The organism is Mesorhizobium abyssinicae (assembly GCF_049887195.1).
In the GTDB taxonomy this organism is placed as follows: domain Bacteria; phylum Pseudomonadota; class Alphaproteobacteria; order Rhizobiales; family Rhizobiaceae; genus Mesorhizobium; species Mesorhizobium abyssinicae.
In genome coordinates, this window is sequence record NZ_JARAKC010000001.1 from 17,765 (window position 1) to 36,625 (window position 18,861).

General features: G+C 64.8%; 16 protein-coding genes. All 16 read left to right on the forward strand.

Translation table 11 applies throughout. The features are described from left to right. The 16 genes from tssB to PU724_RS00150 are packed head-to-tail and all read left to right on the forward strand — an operon-like array spanning nucleotide 1 to nucleotide 18,841. Entirely contained in the window at nucleotides 1-540 is a 540-nt protein-coding gene (tssB, locus tag PU724_RS00075) for a type VI secretion system contractile sheath small subunit (RefSeq protein WP_127392664.1), read from the forward strand. 3 nt (nucleotides 541-543) lie between these two features. Continuing rightward, the gene (tssC, locus tag PU724_RS00080) at nucleotides 544-2,052 is read left to right on the forward strand and encodes a type VI secretion system contractile sheath large subunit (protein ID WP_127285564.1); all 1,509 of its coding nucleotides are present in this window, start codon (nucleotides 544-546) and stop codon (nucleotides 2,050-2,052) included. 49 nt (nucleotides 2,053-2,101) lie between these two features. After that, the gene (locus PU724_RS00085) at nucleotides 2,102-2,557 is read left to right on the forward strand and encodes an Hcp family type VI secretion system effector (protein WP_127285565.1); all 456 of its coding nucleotides are present in this window, start codon (nucleotides 2,102-2,104) and stop codon (nucleotides 2,555-2,557) included. Next, nucleotides 2,544-3,299 (forward strand): type VI secretion system baseplate subunit TssE, encoded by a 756-nt coding sequence (gene tssE, locus PU724_RS00090; RefSeq protein ID WP_127285566.1) that lies wholly within the window; start codon nucleotides 2,544-2,546, stop codon nucleotides 3,297-3,299. The genes PU724_RS00085 and tssE overlap by 14 nt, the downstream gene beginning before the upstream one ends. 1 nt (nucleotide 3,300) lies before the next feature. Beyond that, nucleotides 3,301-5,175 carry a type VI secretion system baseplate subunit TssF gene (gene tssF, locus PU724_RS00095; protein ID WP_354419026.1) on the forward strand — a complete coding sequence of 625 codons (1,875 nt, stop codon included), beginning with the start codon at nucleotides 3,301-3,303 and terminating at the stop codon, nucleotides 5,173-5,175. Beyond that, nucleotides 5,139-6,206, forward strand: a complete 1,068-nt coding sequence (gene tssG / locus PU724_RS00100) for a type VI secretion system baseplate subunit TssG (protein WP_127309209.1) — start codon at nucleotides 5,139-5,141, stop codon at nucleotides 6,204-6,206. The genes tssF and tssG overlap by 37 nt, the downstream gene beginning before the upstream one ends. After that, nucleotides 6,203-7,600: a type VI secretion system-associated FHA domain protein TagH gene (gene tagH, locus PU724_RS00105; RefSeq protein WP_354419029.1), complete on the forward strand. Its 1,398-nt coding sequence runs from the start codon at nucleotides 6,203-6,205 to the stop codon at nucleotides 7,598-7,600. Before tssG ends, tagH begins: the two co-directional genes overlap by 4 nt. 3 nt (nucleotides 7,601-7,603) lie before the next feature. Next, nucleotides 7,604-8,056 (forward strand): type VI secretion system lipoprotein TssJ, encoded by a 453-nt coding sequence (gene tssJ / locus PU724_RS00110; protein ID WP_127308960.1) that lies wholly within the window; start codon nucleotides 7,604-7,606, stop codon nucleotides 8,054-8,056. A 39-nt stretch (nucleotides 8,057-8,095) separates the two neighbouring features. Beyond that, a complete protein-coding gene (gene tssK, locus PU724_RS00115) occupies nucleotides 8,096-9,430 on the forward strand; it encodes a type VI secretion system baseplate subunit TssK (protein ID WP_127308961.1) in 1,335 nt (444 codons plus the stop codon). Between the two features lie 4 nt (nucleotides 9,431-9,434). Further along, nucleotides 9,435-10,766, forward strand: coding sequence for a type VI secretion system protein TssL, long form (gene tssL, locus PU724_RS00120; protein WP_127308962.1), 1,332 nt, complete (start codon nucleotides 9,435-9,437; stop codon nucleotides 10,764-10,766). A 1-nt stretch (nucleotide 10,767) separates the two neighbouring features. Then, nucleotides 10,768-14,304 (forward strand): type VI secretion system membrane subunit TssM, encoded by a 3,537-nt coding sequence (gene tssM, locus PU724_RS00125; RefSeq protein ID WP_354419031.1) that lies wholly within the window; start codon nucleotides 10,768-10,770, stop codon nucleotides 14,302-14,304. Further along, nucleotides 14,286-14,828, forward strand: coding sequence for a type VI secretion system-associated protein TagF (gene tagF / locus PU724_RS00130; protein WP_354419033.1), 543 nt, complete (start codon nucleotides 14,286-14,288; stop codon nucleotides 14,826-14,828). Before tssM ends, tagF begins: the two co-directional genes overlap by 19 nt. Further along, nucleotides 14,828-15,925: a DUF2169 family type VI secretion system accessory protein gene (locus PU724_RS00135; RefSeq protein ID WP_354419035.1), complete on the forward strand. Its 1,098-nt coding sequence runs from the start codon at nucleotides 14,828-14,830 to the stop codon at nucleotides 15,923-15,925. Before tagF ends, PU724_RS00135 begins: the two co-directional genes overlap by 1 nt. Then, nucleotides 15,922-16,944, forward strand: coding sequence for a 3-oxoacyl-ACP synthase (locus PU724_RS00140; RefSeq protein ID WP_354419037.1), 1,023 nt, complete (start codon nucleotides 15,922-15,924; stop codon nucleotides 16,942-16,944). Before PU724_RS00135 ends, PU724_RS00140 begins: the two co-directional genes overlap by 4 nt. Continuing rightward, nucleotides 16,944-17,900: a DUF4150 domain-containing protein gene (locus PU724_RS00145; protein WP_354419038.1), complete on the forward strand. Its 957-nt coding sequence runs from the start codon at nucleotides 16,944-16,946 to the stop codon at nucleotides 17,898-17,900. Before PU724_RS00140 ends, PU724_RS00145 begins: the two co-directional genes overlap by 1 nt. Beyond that, entirely contained in the window at nucleotides 17,897-18,841 is a 945-nt protein-coding gene (locus PU724_RS00150) for a hypothetical protein (protein ID WP_354419039.1), read from the forward strand. Before PU724_RS00145 ends, PU724_RS00150 begins: the two co-directional genes overlap by 4 nt. Nucleotides 18,842-18,861 lie beyond the last annotated feature (20 nt).

Genomic DNA, 18,861 nt, shown 5'->3' on the forward strand with positions numbered 1-18,861 from the left:
ATGCCAGCCGAAAGCAAAGCGAAGGTCATCGAACGAAATCGCGCGCCGCGGGTGCAGATCGCCTACGACGTCGAAACCTACGGCAGCCCGACTACGATAGAACTTCCGTTCGTCATGGGCGTGATGGCCGACCTTTCCGGCGCTTCGCAGACCAGGGAGGCTTCAAAGTCGCTGCTGGACCGCGCCTTCGTCGAGACCGACGCCAACCGCTTCCCCAAGTTCATGGAGGCGATGGGGCCACGCGTGAAGGCGCGGGTGAAGAACACGCTGCCGCAAGCAGAAGGCGCCGAGAAGGACGAGGAACTGGCGCTTGATCTCACCTTCACCAAGATGGGTGATTTCGCGCCGGACAAGATCGCCGAGCAGGTCCCGCAACTGGCCGAGATCCTCAAGATGCGTCGCCAGCTCGAGGAGCTGCTCGGCTTCATGGATGGCCGTGTCGACGCGGAGAAGCGCATCGCCCAGCTTCTGAACAACGAGCCGCTTCTGAGCAAGATCGCCAGCCAGGCAATGTCTGACGACGACAAGGTTGGGGAATAAGTCATGGCCGAACAGCAAAAGACCGCAGCCGTCACCGCCGAGGCGGAAGCCATCGACCTCGGAGAGTTCAGCGGGCTCCTCGAGAAGGATTTCAAGGTCAAGAAGGACGACAGCGAGAAGCTGCAGCAGCTCGTGCGCAATCTCGCGCTGGCGGCGCAATCCCGCTCCGAGACCACCACCATCTCGTCCAATGCGATCAAGTCGATCAAGTCACTGATCGCCGGCATCGACAAGATGCTGACCACGCAGGTCAACGAGATCCTGCACGCGCCGGAAGTGCGCGAGATGGAAGGCACGTGGCGCGGCCTCTGGTATCTCATCAACAACACCGAGACCGATGCCAAGCACCTCAAGATCCGGGTGATGAACATCTCCAAGGAGCAGTTGGCCGACACGCTCGAGGATTTTGAAGGCCAGATGTGGGATCAGAGCCCGATCTTCAAGAAGGTCTACACGGACGAGTATTCGATGCTGGGCGGCGAGCCGATCGGCTGCATCGTCGGCGCTTACGAATTCTCCAACCATCCGCGCGACGTCGGCCTGTTGCGCAACATCTCGGGCATCTGCGCCTCCGCGCATACGCCCTTCATCGCGGCCGCCTCGCCGCGCCTGTTCCGCATGGACAGCTGGCAGGAACTGCCCAACCCGCAAGACCTGCAGATGATCGTGAACAACCCGGCCTACGCCTCGTGGCAGTCGCTGCGCGAGAGCGAGGATGCGCGCTACATCGGCCTCACCATGCCGCGCGTGCTGGCCCGGCTGCCTTACGGCACCGAGACCGTCCCGGTGAAGGGCTTCACCTTCGAGGAGGAGGTTGAGGGCGACCACAACAAATATGTCTGGATGAACGCCGCCTTCCCGATGGGCGTCAACATCAACCGCAGCCACAAGCTCTATGGCTGGGGCACGCAGATCCGCGGCGTCGAGAATGGCGGCACCGTGCTCAACCTGCCGGTGCATGCCTTCCCGACCGACGACGGGTCGATCGCGATGAAGTGCCCGACGGAAGTCGCCATCGACGACCGCCGCGAGGCTGAACTGGCCAAGCTCGGCCTGATGCCCATCCTGCACCGGAAGAACACCGACCTCGCGGCCTTCATCGGCGCCCATTCGCTGCAGGACGACGAGACGCGCGCCGGGCGACTGGTCGATCCCGACGCGCAGTCGAACGAACGCCTGAGCGCCAATCTGCCTTACCTGTTCCCGGTGTCGCGCTTCGCGCATTACCTCAAGGCCATCGCGCGCGACAAGATCGGGTCGTTCAAGGAACGCTCGGACATGCAGATCTGGCTGACCGAGTGGATCAACCGCTACGTGCTGGCCAACCCGGCCTTCGCCGACGACAAGGCGCGCGCCAAGCGTCCGCTTGCCGCGGCCGAGGTCCAGGTGGACAGCGTGGAGGGCCGGCCGGGCTACTACAACGCCCGCTTCTATCTGCGCCCGCATTACCAGTTGGAGGGCATCAACGCTTCGCTCCGGCTGGTGTCAGAACTCCCGTCAGTGAAGGGTTGAACTGCAGCAGTGTGATCTTGTTTCGTTTTGAGAGCGGTGGAGAAAGACAATGCCTGTGAAGATCGATGGATTCCTGAAAGTTCCGGATATCAAGGGTCCGAGCGTGCGAGACGGCCACGAGGACGAGATCGAAATCCATGGCGTCGACTACAAGATGGTCGCGCCATACGATCCGAATTCGCTCTCGCGCCGCGGTCGTGTGGCCTTGGGGATGATCAAGTTCACCAAGCACTACGACAAGTCCTCGCCCTATCTGAAGAAGGCGCTGTTCGAGAACAAGGCTCTCGACGAGGTGGTGTTTTCCGCGCGCCGGACCATCGACGGCGAGACCAGCGACTATCTGGTCGTCACGCTCACCGACGCCTCCATTATGGAATACGACATGCAGCAGGCCGAGGACGAAGCCGACCTGATCGAGGAGGAAGTCAGCTTCGCCTATAAGAAGATCAAATTCGTCTACGACAAGGACGACGAAATCGAAATGGATGTCTATGTCGGCAAGTGAGGTCCGGCGGCCCGGCGCGAACAAGCCGCGGCTTGCCGGCAGTTCGCGAGCGACGCGCGAGGCGGTCCAGCCCTCTCTCTGGGACCGCCTCGTCAACGACCTGCCCGGGCTGACCTCCGAGATAGACGGGCTGCGCCAGCTCCTGCAGGACGAGCTTGGCGCGGACCGCCTGGAGACATTTCTTGCCGGTAGCGCGCGGGCCATCGACGCCGATGCGGAGCTGACACCTGACCAGAAGCGGCGCCTGCACCGTTTGACCTTCCAGACCCAGCATCGCGCCGAGATCGAGAGCCGCGGCGTGGTGGTGTCGGCGCGCGTGCTGAGGGAGGCCGTGCGGCGCGACATCGAGGCCCTGTTTAACACCGAGCGCTTCGAATCCGTTCCGCTGTTTTCCGATCTAGAGCGCGAGCAGGCGTTGGACGATCCGCCGTCGCTGGCGGATTTTCCGGAAGTCCGCCGAAGCGTGGTCAACTACGGCGTGCCTTCCTTCTCCGGACGTTCATCGCGCGACTTCGACCGCGACGTGCTGGCGCGCGAGATCCGCGCGGTGCTCGCCACGTTCGAGCCGCGCCTGAAGGAAAGCGCCACCACGGTCACCGTCACTCTTGGTGACAAAAGTGTGGGTCTGAAGATCGAGATAGACGCGGTGCTGATCATGACGCCGACGCCGGAGCGGCTGCGCCTTCGCACCACGATCAATCTCGACAACGGCCTGGCGCGGACCGAATTCGGGGAAAGCTGAGATGGATCGGGTCTTCGTAGAATATTACGAGGAGGAACTGACCCATATCCGCGGGCTGGCAGCGGAATTCGCCGACATGCATCCGGCGATCGCCCGCAACCTTTCTCTCGATACGGTGCCGTGCCCGGACCCCTATGTCGAGCGCCTGCTCGACGGTGTGGCCTTCCTCGCCGCGCGCACCCGGCTGAAAGTCGATGCCGAGCGCTCCCGCTTCACCCGCGCCGTGCTCGACGTCCTCTATCCCGATCTGGTCACACCGGCGCCGGCGACCGCGATGGCGGTGCTGAAACCCGGCCAGCAAGTCCAGTCGATGATTGCGGGGCATGTCGTCAAGCGCAACACCAGGCTGGTTTCCAGCCTGCAGCCCGGCCTGTCGACACGCTGCACCTACACCACCGCGCAAGAGATCACGCTGTGGCCGATCGCGGTCAGTTCCGTCAGCTATTTCCAGGATCGCAGCGGACTGGCGGCGGCCGGTATCCCGCCGATCGGCGGCGTGGCCGGCGAAGCTGCGCTGCGCGTGGCATTCACCCGGACCGGCAAAGGCAAATTGAACGAACTCGCGCTCGATCGGCTTGATCTCTATTTGGCCGGCCGCGCCAAGGCGCCGCTGATTTTCGACGCCATTTTCGGCGCCTGCTCGGCGGTTGGCGCACGGGCCGAAGGCAAGACCAATCCGATATCGCCGCTGCCAGAGCCCGAAATGGTCGGTATCGGCGACGACGAAGCCTTGATGCCCCGTACCCGCCCGACATTCGAAGGCTACCGCCTGCTGCGCGAATATTTCATGATGCCCGAACGCTTCCACTATGTGCGGGTATCCGGCCTGCAGCCCGTCATGCGCAAATGCGACGGCGGGCTCGAGATCATTTTCATGTTCCGGCGCCCGGTGCCCGAGCTTGCCGACCTCACGCCCGCCGATTTCGAACTCTTCGTCACCCCGATCATCAATCTCTTCGAGCGCGAGTGCAACGTCGTCGAGCTCGACCCTCGCAGGACGCGGCAAGTGCTGCATGCCGACCGCACGCGCGCGCGCGACTTCGAGATCTACCGGGTCACGCGCGTCGAGGACGCCGAGAGCGAAGGCAGCGACGCCGAAATACCCGAGCTCTTCAGCCTCGGGCAAAACCGCGGCAGCGGCTGGGTCTATTCCACCGAGCGCCGCCCGCGCCGGGCGACCGAGGATGAGCGGCGCGATGGCCTGACCCGCACCTCCTACACCGGGGACGATGTCTTCCTGGCGATCTCCCGTCCGGTCACAAGCCCGGCGAACCGGGCCATAAGGCGGCTCGACGTGATGGCGCTTTGCACCAATCGCGACCTGCCGATCCTCGACGACACCCCGACGCTGACGCTGGAGACGGCCGATCCGGTCGACGCCGTCAGGCTCATCGGCGCGCTGCGGCCGCCGCAGCCGGCGATCCCCGCCGCGTTGCCCGCGGGCGCCGAAGGTGAATCGAGGGCCGACAATCTCGCCTGGCGGCTCGTCGCCCAGCTCGGGCTCAACTTTCTCAGCCTCGCCAAGGAAGGTCGCGGCATCGATCCGCTCCATGCCTTGCTCGACCTTTATGCCGACCGGGGCGATCCGGGCCTTGCCCGCAACGTGCATTCGATCGTGCGCATCGACTCGCGCCCGGTCATCGAACGGCTGCAGATCGACGGACCGATGTGCTTCGGCAGAGGCACGGAAGTGACCTTGCATGTGGACCAGTCCGTGCTTGCGGGGCAAAGCACGCTGCTGCTTTCGGCCTTGCTTGCGCGGCTGTTTGCCCGCCACGCCGGGATAAACGGCTTTGTGCGGACCCGTACACGGCTGCTGCAGAAGCAGGAGGATGTGCCATGGCCGATGACGCCCGGCAATCGCTACCTGATCTAGACAAGGTCGGACCGGACCGGACCGAGGATTTGTCTCAATCGTTCGACTTCTTCGAGCTGCTGCGCCGGCTTGAACGCAGGGGTGGCCTGTTCGGCTATTCCGGCCGCTTGGAACGCGAGCCGGCAAGGCTCGGTCAGCATGTGCGCCTGAGCTTTTCGGCCAGGGACGTGGTGGACTTCCAGGAAGCAGCCGACAACGCGCCGGCGCGGGTCACGGTTGCCAATCTTGGCCTGATGGGACCCGAAGGCCCGCTGCCGCTGCATCTGACCCGCTGGGTGCTCGATCGCCTGTCGCAGCGCTGGTTCACCGGCGCCGATGCCAGGCAGACCAGCGACACCACCTTTGTCGACTTCGCCAACATTCTGCAGCATCGCATGATTGCGCTCTACTACCGGGCCTGGGCGGATGCCCACCCGGCGGTGCAGGTCGAACGGGCCGTCGGCGGCCGGGTTCGCGCAATGCTGGAAGCGATGGCCGGCATTGGCCTCCCCGGCACCCAGAATCCCGAGCTCGACACAGTCAGGCTGCGCCAGGCCGCTTCGCTGGCCAGCCAGGTCGACGGCCCCGAGCGGCTCACCCTGTTCCTGGCCGAAGCTTTCAAGGTGCCGGTGCAGGTCAAGGAGTTCATTGCTGCCTGGATTCCGCTGCCGGCCGCGCTGCAGAGCAGGCTTGCCAAGGCCTACGCGGTCCTCGGCCGCGGGGCGACGATCGGCCCGCGCGTTTTCAGCCGCCAGAGCCGGATCGAGCTGCGCGTCGGTCCGCTCGGCCTGGAGGATTTCAAATCTTTCCTGCCGGGCGGCCAGCGCCTGGCGCTGTTCAAGCAGGCGGTTCGCGAGATGCTCGGCGAAGCGCTCGACGTCGACCTGCGCATCGTGCTCGCGCGCGAGGCCGTGCCGCCGCCGCGCATCGGAACCGTGCAGCTTGCCCGCACTGCCTGGCTTGCGCGGCCCGCCGAAAGGGGGGATGCTGACGATCTGCGGCTGCGCACGATCGTCGGATGGCGGCCGGAGATAGCGGGGGTCGCGGCATGAGTCTGCTGCTTACGCTGGAGCAAGGGCCACGCACCCAGGCGGTAAGGCAGACCCGGCTGGACGAGGGTGAGCTGGTGATCGGCCGCAGCGCCGATGCCGGCTGGCAGATCGACGATCCGGACATGTTCGTCTCGCGCGCCCATTGCAAGATCACCGGCGGGCAGGACGGCTATTTCGTCACCGACACGTCGAGCAGCGGGCTGTTCATAAACGATTCCGACAGCCCGCTCGGCGCCGGACGGTCGGCGCGTCTGCAAAGCGGCATGCGGCTGAGGCTCGGCGACTACATACTGTATGTCGACCTGCAGACGCCAGCCATGCAATCGCCAGCAACCACCACCCAGCCGGTCGCCGAACGGTCGCCACCCGCGTCCCGCGCGCCGTTGAGCATCGGCAACGACGATTTCTTTTCGGCCAGGGCCGAGGAAGAGCCGCGGCGGCCGCGCCCGGCCGATCTGCCCAACCCGTTCGAGCAGCCGCTGCCGGGTGCATTCGAGCGCGCCAACGCCAACCAGGGCAATTCGCAGGCCTTCGACGACCCGTTCAGCCTCGACCCGGTGCCGTCCCTCAACGGCGGGGCCGAATCCGCCCCGGCAAAGCCGTCGGCCGTCGAAGACGATTTCGGCTTCGGGCCGGCCGCCCCCCCCGCTTCGGCGCATGGCGAATGGCCGGCGGGCCAGCGCGAGCGCGTCGCCGAAAGACCGCAACCGGCGAACCCATGGGATTTGCCGGCGCAGGCGCCCGAGCCCCCTCCCGCGCCGCGTGTGGCCGCCAGTCCACGACCGGTCCGTCAGCCGCCGGCGGCCCCGTCGCAGTCGCACTCGGACATGGCGCTTCGCGCCGCCTTCCTGCGCGGCATGGGCGTCGAGGAAGCCGATCTCGCCGGCCGCGACGCGATCGCCGAGATGGAGAAGTTCGGGCGCGAGTATCGGCTGATGCTGGAAGGCCTGATGCAGCTTCTGCGCAAGCGCTCAGAGGAAAAGGGAAACGCGCGTGTCGCCCAGACGATGGTCGGCGCCTCCGAGGTCAATCCGCTCAAGTTCCTGCCGACGGTCGACGACGCAATCGTGACCATTCTTGGCGAACGCAGCCCCGGCTTCCTTGCCGGCGAAGCGGCAATCTCGGATGCGGTCCGCGATCTCGCGCAACATCACGTGCGCGCCTGGCGCGGCGTGCAGGCCGCGCTTCGCCAGATGGTCGACCGCTTCGACCCGGCGGCGATCGAGGAAGAGCTGAAATCGAATTCCGCGATCGGCACGCTGCTCTCGGGCGGGCGTGGCGCCAAGCTGTGGGAGCTTTACCAGAAACGCCATCGTGAAATCGCCGAGAGCGCGGAAAAGAGTTTTCTCGGCGAGGTCGGCGCTGATTTTAGGGATGCATATGAGGAGGAGTGAGACATGATCGATCGACGCGAATTCATCATTGCCCTTGGCGCCACCGGGCTGGTTTCAGCCTGCCAGAGCGGTCCGCCGAAACCATCCGTGATCACGGTCAATGTGAGCGGCGGCGCCGGCATGAATCCGGGGCCGGGCGGCGGTGACCGGCCGGTGACTGTCCTGGTGATGCGGCTGAGCAGCACCGGCAAGTTCAATTCGGCCGACTATTTCGCGCTGCAGGGCGATGCTGGGTCCGCGCTCGGGGCCGACCTCATCGGGTCCGACACGGTCTCGGTCGCGCCGGGAAAGACTGCGGCCAAGACCATCACGGTCGAACCGAACGCGACGGCGCTCGGCTTCGTCGCGCTGATCCGCGAGCCTGGCGGGAGGAACTGGCGCACGACCAAGTCGGTCTCGCCGGGCTCGAAGTTCACCATCAACGTCACGCTCGGCAGCGGTGGCATCTCCGCCTAGCGGCCGGACAGGAAGTGGCTCCGTGCGGAGAGTAACGGCATGAGCGATGCAAACAGGGTGCTGTGGTCCGAGGGCCTGTTTCTCAGGACCCAGCACTTCCAGCAGCAGGACCGGTTCTTCGAGGCGACCGTGCGCGGCGCCTTGCAGGCCGGGCAGCTCCACACGTTCGGCTTCCAGCAGCTGACGCTCGACCAGTCCCTGCTCGACGCCGGCCAGATCTCCATCGTGTCGGCGCGCGGCATCTTCCCGGATGGCACGCCCTTTTCCATTCCCGAGATGATGGACGCGCCACGACCCTTGCCGGTCACCGCCGACACCGGCGCTGGAGCGGTGCTGGTCGCGCTGCCGCTCGAACCGCCCGGCGGCGTCGGCTTCGATCCGGCGCACGCCGCATCCACGGGCGCGCGCTATCATGGGCGGATCGTCTCGGTCCGCGACGCGGTGCACGGAGGATCGGACCCGGAGGAGATCGAGATTGCCCGGCCGCAGGCAGTGCTCTTGGCGCCGGGCAAATCGGTCGGCGGCTACACCGCCCTGCCCGTCGCCGATGTCAAAGGCGTGCGTGCCGATGGCGGCGTCTCGCTGGATGAGGCGTTCCTGCCGCCGACCCTGATCACGGGCGCGGTGGCCTGGTACCGGCAATTGCTGCTTGAAGTCGTCACCGGCCTCGACCAGATCGCCGAGGCGCATGGCAAGATGGTGATGGGCGGGCCCGGGCGCAGCGTGGAGGACCTGTTGATGCTCCACCTAGCCAATGCGGCACGACCGCGGCTGGCGCACATGCTGGCGCAGGACGTCTTCCACCCGGCCGAGCTCTACCTGGAGCTTGCCGGCCTCGCCGGCGAGATGGCGACCTACGGTTCCAGCTCGCGACGGCTGGGCGAATTGCCGGCCTATGATCACATGGCCCCCGGCCCCGCCTATTCGGCGCTGGCCGACGCCTTGCGCTCGCTTATCCTGAGCCTGCGCTACATCGAGCCCAAATCGCGCGCGCTGCCCGTCATGCGGCATTCGACCAATGTCTGGAAGATCCGCATCGACAATCCGAAGCTGCTGGTGGCGAGCCGCATCGTCATCCGGGTCGGGTCCGAACTGTCGGAAGATGCGCTGCGCAAGATCTTCGTCAATCAGGCGACGGTCGGCGCGGCCGACCAGTTCGAGGGCCTGTGGAAATCGCGCCTGCCCGGCATCCCGCTGAAGCCGCTCCATTCGCAGCCGCGCGAAATCCCCTACGACGGCGACCGGCTGTGTCTCGAGCTCGATCAGAAGAGCGAGCATTGGGCCTCGCTGCTCGACGCCCCCGGCTTCGTCATCGGCGTCTCGGGTGTCTTGCCGAGCGAGCCGCAGGTGGACTGCTATTCGGTGAACAGGTGAGATCATGAGCCGGGATGATCCCTTCGGACTGTCGGAGGATCGCGAACGCACGCGCATCAGGCTGACCGGCGCCCAGATGCCGCGGCCGACGGCGCCGATGCTGACGGGTGTGCCTATCAAGCGCTCGCGCACCCATCCCAATGCGCTCATCAACGCCTTTGCGCCGCTGCTCGAATTCGCGCCCGAGCTCGAAAGCGCGCTGGCGCCGGAGAACCCTGAAACGTTGCGCACGCGTCTGCTCGAAGAGCTGGTTCGGGCGCGCGATGCCGCCATGACGTCGGGATCGTCTCTGGAGCGCGCCGATCAGGCGGCCTGGGTGGTGGCGGCGCTTCTCGACGACCTCGCGCTCAACACGCCCTGGGGCGGCGCCAGCGCGTGGCCGCGCCAGCCGCTGGTGGTCATGCTGCGCGGCGACGTCGATGCCGGCACCCAGTTCTTCACGCGCCTCGACGAGCTGGAGCGCCACCCGAACCGGGACCGCGAGCTATTGGAACTGCAGTACCAGTGCCTGGCGCTTGGCTTCCGCGGCAAATACCGGGTGCCCGGCCGCTCCGGCGACCGCTCGCTCAATGCCGTTCGCGTGGCGGCGGCGCGCTTCCTGCGCGATGCCGACGCCGAGGGCGCGCCGCTGTCGCCACATTGGAAAGGCGTGATCGCCTCGGACGAGCCGCAGCGCTTCATCGTGCCGATCTGGGTGATGGCGCTCGCCGCCGCAGTGATCGCCACTGTGGTCCATATCGGGCTCTCGATGGGTCTGAGCAGCCAGGCCGTCGAGCTCTCGGCGCTGGTCCGGGCGCTGCCGCCGCCTGCGCGTGCCGATATCACCCGCGCCGCGCCGAAGGTTGACGCGCCTGCGCCGCCCGAGCCGGAGCCAGTCGATTTCGCGCTGCTGCCGGAATTCAAGGCCGAAGCGCCGGACGACCTCAGGGGGGCGCTCAGCGGCACCGAGAGCGTGTCGCTGGCCAAGCTGGTCATCCAGGCCTCCAACCCCGAATTGTTCCAGTCGTCGCGACCGACACTGACGCCAGGCTTCGAGCCACTGGTCGAATCCATCGCCAAGGTCATCCTCGCCAACCAGGAGCTGATCGGAAACATCACCGTCGTCGGCCACACCGACAACGTGCGTCTGCAAAGATCCAACCCGCTGTCGACCAACCAGCGGCTCTCGGAAGCGCGGGCCGAGACCATAGCCGACCTCCTGGTGCGGGCCGGCGTGCCGCAGGAGCGTATCCATTCCGAAGGGCGCGCTGAGACCGACCCGGTGGCCGACAACTCGACACGCGAGGGCCGCGCGCTCAACCGGCGCGTCGAGGTCCTGGTCGAGAAGAGGCTCTGAGATGTTCATCCTGCGCTTCCTCTGGGCAGTGCTCACATCGCGCTTCCTTTGGACGCTGATCGGCATCGCGCTGCTTTCGCTGGTCATCTGGATCTTCGGCCCGATCGTCCAGGTCGGCCCCTATTCGCCCTTCGATTCCGACAATGTGCGCATCGGCATGATAGCCGGGCTGATCATCCTGTGGCTGATCTGGCTGATCATCGCCCAGCGCCGCGCGATCCGCGCCAACCGCATGTTCGTCGCCGAGATCGCGGCGCCGGCGGCGGAGAAGCAGCTCACCCCCGGCGAGGAAAGCGTCGCCGCCGTCGGCGCCAAGTTCGCCGATGTGATGGCCGAGCTGAGGCGCCGCAAGCTCGGCGGCCGCAAATTCCTGCGCGAAATGCCCTGGTATGTGATCGTCGGGCCGCCGGCGACCGGCAAGACCACGGCGCTGCGCCAGTCCGGCCTGAACTTTCCGATCGACCTCACCGACGACCTGCAAGGCGTTGGCGGCACGCGAAACTGCGACTGGTTCTTTTCCGAAAACGCGGTGCTGATCGACACCGCCGGCCGCTACGTCCAGCAGGAAAGCCAGCCGGATGTCGACGCAACCGAGTGGCTGGGTTTTCTCGACCTGCTCAAGAAGCACCGCGGCCGCCGCGCGCTGAATGGCGTCATCGTCGCGCTCTCGATCGACGCGCTCTCGGAAGGCGACGAAGCCATCAAGGCGCACGGCCGCAAGATCCGCCGCCGGCTGGCCGAGCTCAACGACCGGCTCGAAATCCGCCTCCCTGTCTACCTGATGCTGACCAAGGCCGATCTGATCAAGGGCTTCGAGGCCTTCTTCGGCGGCCTGTCGACCACCGCGCGCGAGCAGGTGTGGGGGACGACCTTCGCGCTTGACGCCCGCGTCGACGCCAAGACCATCGAGAAGGAAATCGCCACGCTGGCGACCGAACTCGAGCGGCGCCTGGTGCCGCGTCTTGAGGACGAAGACAAGCTCGCCACGCGCGCCGAGATTTTCCGCTTCCCGGCCCAGCTCGCGAGCCTTTCCGAACCGATCCAGGTGCTGATCGAGGCGATGTTCGGCGAAAGCCGCTACGAGGAAGCCGCCTGGCTGCGCGGCCTTTACCTGACGTCGGCGACGCAGGAAGGCGCGCCCATCGACCGGCTGACCGCGGCGTTGTCTTCATCGTTCGGTCTTCCGCCGCGCCGCGCCATGCCCACGCCAAGGGTCGAGAAGCGCAGCTTCTTCCTGCGGAATCTGCTGACCGAGGTGATCTTCAAGGAAGCCGGCCTGGGCACGTTCGACCCGCTGGCGCAGCGCCGCCGCGCCTGGATCTGGCGCGGCGCCGCCACCGCCTGTGCGGCAGCGGCCTTGCTGGCCGCCGGCCTGTTCTCCTGGTCCTACTACGATAACCGCACCGCGATCACCGCGCAGGCTGGCCAGTTCGAGGCGCTGCAGGAGCCGCTGACCGCCGTCACCGCCGCACCGGCATCGGTGGAGCAGCCGGCCATCGACGACGCGCTGGCCGCAATGGACGAGGTCGCCAACGCCCGCACCGCGCCGCCGGATGCGCCGCATGACCTGCTCGGGCCATCGGCCTCGGCGGAACTGGTGCGCGCGCAGGCCGACACCTACGATCATGCGCTGCGCAACGTCCTAGAACCCCACATGGTCGCGCTGCTCGAGGCGACCATGTGGCGGCAGATCCGCGATCCGGACTTCATGCTGGGCGCACTGAAGACCTATCGCATGATGACCGGCCTGTCGCAGATGGATACCGACTTCGCCCAGGGCTGGTGGGTCAACAGCCTGCCCGAATTCGCGCCCTCGCCGCCTTTTCCTAGCCCGGACGCGGAAGAGCACCAGTTGGCCGCGATCCGTCGCATGGCGGTCGACGACAACTACATCGCGCCCGACAAGGAACTGGTCGCCGAGGCACTGAAGACGGTGTGCACGATCTCGCTGCCGGCGCGCGCCTACAAGCAGTTGCTGGCCGATCCCGAAGTGGCCGGAGTGAAAGAATGGATCCCGGCCAATTTCGCCGGGCCGAACGGCGCCAAAGTGTTCGCGCGGCGCTCCGACAAGACGTTGCGCGTCGGCGTTCCGGGCGCCTTCACCTATGCCGGCTTTCACGATGCCGTTCTCGACCGGGTCGAGGACGTGGCCGCCCAGGCGGCACTGGATCGGGCGGTGTTCGCCGGCGGCTGCTCGGAGAATTCCGAAACCTCCGTCTCGGCGCTGTCCGAGGACATCCTGAAGCTCTACTACGACGACTACATCGCGCAATGGGACAGCTTCCTGCGCGATATGCGGCTCGCGCCGTTGGCCGACCTCAATGTCGCCAGCGAGAACCTCAAGGACCTTTCAAGCGCCGATTCCGCGCTGAAGCGCCTTTTGACCGCGGTGGTCCAGGAAACCGACCTTACCCGGTCCGACGAAGCGCCGGCCGACGACAAGGCGGCCGCGAAGGGCGGCTCGAAACTGCTCGGCAAGCTCGGCAAGCTGGGCAAGGTCGTCAAGACCGGGGCAAAGCTCTTGCCGCGCGCCGGTTCTGCCGACAAGGTGGACTTGACCGGCAGCCTGGTGGCCGAACACTTCAAGCCGCTGAAGGGCGCGATCGCCGAGGTCGACGGCCAGCCACCTGCGCTCGACGCCGCGGTGGTGGCGCTGACGGCGCTTTCCAATGTGCTGCAGACGGTGACCGCCAATCCCGACCCGCAGGACGCCATCAAGAAACAGGGCGGCCTGGCCGAGCTCACCGGCGCCGTCGCCAGGCAGGCGCAGATCCTGCCCGACCCGATCGACGACTGGCTCGGCGGCATCGCCGGCGACACCAGCGGCCTGACGCAGAAGGCCGTCACCAACGAGCTCAACGCCATTTGGCGCGCCGACATCCTGCCGTTCTGCCAGGCGGCGCTCAACGACCGCTATCCGTTCAGCCCCGAGAGCGCGGTCGACGTCAATGTCCGCGACTTCGCCCGCCTGTTCGGACCGGCCGGCATGATCGACGCTTTCATCAACGACCATTTGATCAGCTATGTCGACACCGCCAGCCAGCCGTGGAAATGGCGTGCCGACTTCGGCCTCGACCCTGCCGCGCTGGCGGCGTTCGAACAGGCCAGGCACATACGCGACGATCTCTTTCCGGGCGGGACGGGACCGGTGATGAGCTTCACGCTGGAGCCGAAGGACCTGTCGCCCAACGTCACGCGCGTGACGCTCAATCTCGACGGCCAGAGCCTCGTCTATTTCAACAACGCGACGCGGCCGCAACCGATGACGTGGCCCGGCAAGGACGGCACCGGCGTGATCTCGCTCGCCTTCCAGCCGGTCGACGGCTCGCCCGAAATCATGCTCAACGAGACCGGCAGCTGGGCGTGGCTGAGGATGCTGCGCGCCGGCCGCTTCACCGGCACCTCGCTGGCCGATGTCTACAGCCTGCGCCTCGGCACCAAGGGCATGTACGCCGATTTCGAGCTCAAGGCGGCAAGCGTCGAGAACCCCTACAACCTCGAAATGTTCAAGAAGTTCACATGTCCGCCGCAGATATGATCCTGCCGGGCTTCTACGGCAAAATCCCCGCCACCGGCGATTTCGTGTCGCGGCGGCTGACGGGAGATTTTGTGCGCGTCTGGGATCGCTGGCTGGCGCAGCATCTTGTTCCGCTGATTGGCCTGGAGTCTTGGCCGCGCGCCACCGCACTGCGCTTCCTGGCCGGCCCGTCCTCCTTCGGCGCGTCGGCAGGCATTGTCGTGCAAAGCGCCGACAGGGTCGGCAGGCAATTCCCCTTGAGCATCGTCGCGCAGCTTTCCGAAACCTCCTTCGAGTTGGCGCATGCGGAAGCGTGGTTCGCCGGTATCGAGGAAACAGCCATTGCCGCGCAGCAGGGCGGGTTGACGCCCGACGATCTGGAGGCAGCCCTGACGGTGCTGCCGGTGCCGCCCGTCGAGGCCGGCGATGAGGTCGTTGGCGACCTGGTGATGTGGACGACCTATTCGGATTTCTTCGACATCGATCCGCAATCGCCGCAACCGACGCTGGAACAGATCCTCGCCGCCACCTGGGAGACCAGTTGATGGATATCTGGAACCAGATGGGTTATCCGCACGAGTTCACCATGGGCATGGACAAGGCCGGCCATGAGTGGATTGTCGTGGTGGTCAAAGGCACGTTCGATTTTCCAACGAAGCCTGGCGGACCGGTGCAAAAATCGGCGGAGCAGGTTCCGTTGGTCATGGCTGACACCCAGACCGGCCCGCCCGGCTATTCGGCAACCCTGTGGGAGACGGACTTCGCCTTCCGTAAGCCGCGCTGCGACGTGATCGCCAATGGCTGCGCTTACGCACCAAACGGCGGACCGGCCGAGCGCGTGCCGGTCGGCATCAAGGTCGGCAACTGGTCGAAACTGTTCGAGGTTGTTGGCCACCGCGAATGGCGTGCCATCGGCCCGGTGTTTACAGCCACGTCGCCGCAGCCCTTCCTCGAACTGCCCATCTCTTATGACGTCGCCTGGGGTGGGGTCGACCGGCTGGACCCTGAGGACAAACTCCCCGCCAGCTACAAGTACAACCCGGTCGGCACCGGTTGGTCGCGCACCAGGAACCAGCGCCTCATCCCAGGTTTGCGGCTGCCCAATACGCAGGCGGTCGACGAGGAAATCCGCTCCCCCTTCGGCGACTACAAACCGATGAGCTTCGGGCCGATGGGTCGCGGTTGGCCCGGTCGTATCGAATATGGCGGCACCTATGACGACAACTGGACAAAGAACATCTTTCCTTTCCTGCCGCCGGATTTCGACGAACGCTATTTCCAGATGGCGCCGGCCGACCAGCAGATAGACCCGCCGAAAGGCGGCGAGGAGGTGGTGCTGGTGAACCTGACGCCGGAGGGACGGGTGAATTTCCGGCTGCCGTCGACGGCGCTGCCCATGACCTTGTTCAAGGCCCGGGAAAAAAGCCTCGAGTCAAACGTCTACCCGGATACAATTCTCTTCGACCCTGAGAATCGGCGCTTCTCGCTCGTATGGCGCGTATCGCAGCGTATTCAGAAAACCATCCTCGATTTCAGCGAGTGCTGGATTGGCCCGCCGACCGAATCGATGCTTCGGGCTCAGGCCTCCGGACGACAATATCTGCGGGCAACCTGGCCCGTACCGGCGGACGAGAACCAATGACCTCGACCCTTGAAATCGCATCCATCGGCATGGTCACAGCCGTAGGGCTCGACGCGCCGTCGAGTTGCGCGGCCATGCGCGCCCGATTGGATGGGTTTCAACTGACGGCATTCGGAGGCGGCGACGAGGCCCGACTCACCGGGGCGCCGGTGCCGCTGCCAAGGAACTGGATCGGCGAAAAGCGTATGGCCCATCTCGCCGCGGCCGCCATCATCGAAGCGTTCGAAGCCGTCCCCGACGCACGTGGTCAGACAGCCCTCATTCTATGTCTCCCCGAAGAGGCTCGCCCTGGAAAACCTTTTGGCGACAGCTCGAATTTGCTCCGTCGGATAGCCAACATAGTTCAGGTCGCACCTCACGATCGGTCACGCATAGTGGCGCATGGACGGCCCTCCGGCCATGTTGCCCTCGACTATGCGCGTAAGCTCATATCCGGAGATCGGCTCCAGTATGTCATGATCGCGGGCGTGGACAGCTACCTCACAGTAGGTTCGGTATCGGCCTACGCCGGGCAAGAGCGACTCCTGTCCGACGACAACCCAAACGGTTTCATACCTGGAGAGGCCGCTGCCGCGGTGCTGTGCATGGCGCCAGGAGGTCACGGCCTTAAGCTTTGGGGGCTCGGCCTCTCGCGTGAAACGGCATCGATCTACAACAGCCAGGATTTGCCCTTGCGCGGCGACGCAATGACCGCCGCATATGAAGCCGCGCTCACCGAGACGGGTATCGACATGAACCGCATCGGCTATCGCATTTCGGATCTAATCGGGGAGCAATACTGGTTCAAGCAAAGCGCGCTCGCCAGCATGCGTCTGCTGCGCGGTCGGCATGATTTCCAGGACATCTGGTCGCCCGGCGAGTCGCTCGGAAATGTCGGCGCCGCGGTCGTTCCGATCATGCTCGGGATGGCGTTCACGGCAGCGCGCAAAGGCTATGCTGCTGGAGATCCGGTTCTGATCGAAGCCTCCAACGATGCGGGCGCCTGCGGTGCCGCCATCCTTTCCGCGCGGGTCGCGTAATGGGCGACGTATATGCAAATGGCTTGGAGATCTCGGGCAAGGCCGTGAATGCCAAGACCATTGCCGTATTTCCGGATGTTTGTTTCACGCCGCCGGAAAATCCGGCGACACCGCCCGGCGTACCGATCCCCTATCCCAGCTTCGGCATGGCGAGCGACACGGAGCAGGGAACCGGGACCGTCAAGATTGGCGGCGAGACCGTAAATATCAAAAACAAATCCGACCTCTCCAGAACGTCTGGAACCGAGGCCGGCTGCGCCGCCAAGAAAGGCGTCATAACCTCCAAGAATACCGGCAAGGAGTATTTCAACTCCTGGTCAAACGACGTCAAATTTGACGGCGAGCCAGTGATCCGTATGACGGATCTCGCCACCAACAACCATGCATCGCCAACCGGGAATACGGTGACATGGCCGCACATGGCCAAGCTGAAGGCCGGCCGCACCAACTGCAAGAACTTGCTCAACAAGCACAAGATACGGCTTCATCAGCACTCGAAGGCGAAATGCCCGCCTGGGCAGGAGTCCGAGCACTTCATACGCGTGGGTTGTTTCCAGAGCAGCCGCCGGAAGAACAAGTCTTTCACGAAATGGAAGAACTACAACAACAAGACGGCGCCCTGCATCTGCATGCCTGCTCGCAAGCGTAAGCCTGGGGGCGGCTTCCAGTCGGGTCCTGGAGCGAAGACGGGGACCGCCCACAACAAGAAGACCAACCAGGAAGCTGATTTTTTCCGCAAACAAAAGGCCAAGAAAAAAAAACCGACATTGCGAAACGCGATGGAGAAATCGCTGGCGGCCGTGGCGGCGCACGACCCCACGATCAAGGGCGCCGATGACAAGACCAAGGAGAAGATCCTGGAATGCCTGCGGCTGGTGATGATCAACTATCTCCAGCGCGTGGTCCGACCGAGGAAAACGCAAGCTCAACTCAACGCGATGACGGTGGGAAGATGATCGACGACGATGATGACGACGACGAGCCAGTATTTGATGAAATCGAACCCGACGAGATTGATATTGAGGCAATCGATGCATTTCACCTTGGTGGCGATCGCTTTGCAGTCTCCGTCCAGCTTAGCGATCAGTACGACGAGGTCGCTCGCTCATATCTGCTGGAGTTGACCGTTGGCAAACAGGTCAAGTCCAAGGTTCTTCTACAAATTGAAGATCTGATCCTGTCCCACGCAAGCATTGCTGCGGATTGGCACGTTGCTCTCGAGGTCGGCGGCGTTACACACCACCTGCGCAACCGCAGGCAGAAGATCGGTCAGGGGCCGGAACCGTTCACCAACAAACTTTGGCACCTGGATCCAGAAACCATATTTCTCTACGGGGAAGCCGGCACAACGTGCCTGGCGCGGGACAACGAATGGATCGAGATACCGCCAGCTACTCCCGCATTTTTGCGCACGATGCACGGTCCCAGCCGCAATCTGATCCATGTCGGCGGTGACGACGGCGCCTTGCTGAGGTTATCCGGCGATGCCTGGACGCCGATCCCGCTTGGCTTCAATCGGAGTATCTCGGCCCTGAACGTCTCAGCGAGCGGTGAGGTGTTCTTCGGGTGCGAGGACGGCTATTGCGCTCGCTATGCCGACGAGGAACTAACCGATATTGCCGGGCCGGGCACGCAGATCTTTTCGATCTGCGAGTTTCGCGGTGAGCGCTACTGGTGTGACGACGAATACGGGCTTTTCATTCAGAAAGGGTCGAGGCTCGAGCGATTCAAGCCGCTGGGCTACATCTACAACATGCACTCGACTAGCGACTTCCTCGTGACGGCAGCCTGGCGGTATGTGTTCATCTTTGACGGTGAAAGATGGGCGGGTGTCGAACTGGGATACGACGGCGACCTGTTCGTTCGGAGCGTTGACATGACCCGCAACTTTACCTGACGGCAGGTCCATCGGCGCGT